Origin of the sequence: Psychrobacter sp. Ps6, assembly GCF_022129235.1 — a bacterium.
Taxonomy (GTDB): domain Bacteria; phylum Pseudomonadota; class Gammaproteobacteria; order Pseudomonadales; family Moraxellaceae; genus Psychrobacter.
In genome coordinates this window covers 1-1,127 of sequence record NZ_JADQAI010000165.1, presented here as the reverse complement: position 1 = coordinate 1,127, position 1,127 = coordinate 1, and the positions used below count along the sequence as shown (strand labels likewise).

General features: G+C 39.4%; 2 protein-coding genes. Both read right to left on the bottom strand.

From position 1 onward, the window contains the following. Positions 1-556 (bottom strand): histidine kinase dimerization/phospho-acceptor domain-containing protein (locus I3255_RS14610; RefSeq protein WP_238039474.1); only part of this gene is annotated, 556 nt, incomplete at its 3' end. Positions 557-876: 320 nt separating this feature from the next. After that, on the bottom strand, positions 877-1,127 hold a 251-nt coding region (locus I3255_RS14605; protein ID WP_275950132.1), incomplete at its 5' end, for a helix-turn-helix domain-containing protein.

Sequence of the window (1,127 nt, the reverse complement as noted above, 5' to 3'; positions counted from 1 at the left end):
CTTTGTTATCTCCACCTTTTGCAAACAACAACATATCACTGACTTGTTTTTCAAGGTCGTGCAATCTATCCACTAACTTACCTTGAAAACGCTGTCGAGTTGCTGGAGCCAACTGTTCTGAACCTAAATGAGAGGCATAGAGCATAGCGCTCGACAAGGGGGTTCTCACTTGATGCGCTAACGAGGCCACCATCTTGCCAAGCGAAGACAAACGTTGAAGTTCGCTCAATCGCGACTGCAATAATCTTGTTTCGGTCATATCCGTAATAAAAATTAGCTGTCCTTCACTGGAAGCTGAGATAGCCAATTTTACTTTTCGACCATTGTGCAAAGAAACCTCATGACCATCATCATCTTGTGGGGCAAAAGCGCGCTTAATGATATCAATCCAACGTTCACCGATTAATGGTTCATCCAATAGGCGATGAGCTTCTGGATTTGCATCGTGAATTCGGCCTGTTGCATCAAGTAGCAACACACCGGTTGGCATGACATCAAACACTTGCTGATAACGCGCTTGTTGTGACAAAGATAAAGAGGTCTTCAGTTCGCCCATGAAAAATACAAATATTGACAAAAGTCTAATTAAGCAAAATGTATGCCAGATAAAACATATATTTTTCAAAGCGTTGGAGATTACTTTAATGTCAGGATATTGTCAAATTTATGACAGAGATAAAAATACCGAGGTTAACAAGGCAAATAGACTTAGCGATATTCTAAAAAATAAAGAACCATTGGACACAGGAAAACAGGAAATAGATAGATTGCAGACAGACGCTAACATAAGTAATGACTGGCGATTAATAGAGATAAAAAAAGACCTTGCTGTATTACTTACAACAAGGCCTTTTTATAGATATTTATATTTAGAAATTAACGAATATCGTCTTTACTTAAACCATATTTACGCATTTTCTCAACCAGAGTTGTACGACGCATACCTAACATATCGGCAGCACGTGCAACAACCCCATTTTGAGCTTCTAATGCTTGACGGATCATATCGATTTCCAGATCAGCCAACATCTCTTTTAGGTTCAGACCTTCAGGAGGTAGATCGCTTAAAGAATTCGCATCATCATTACTTTCAGCAAAGATATCAGCCAGAGCTTCTTGCTCCATCT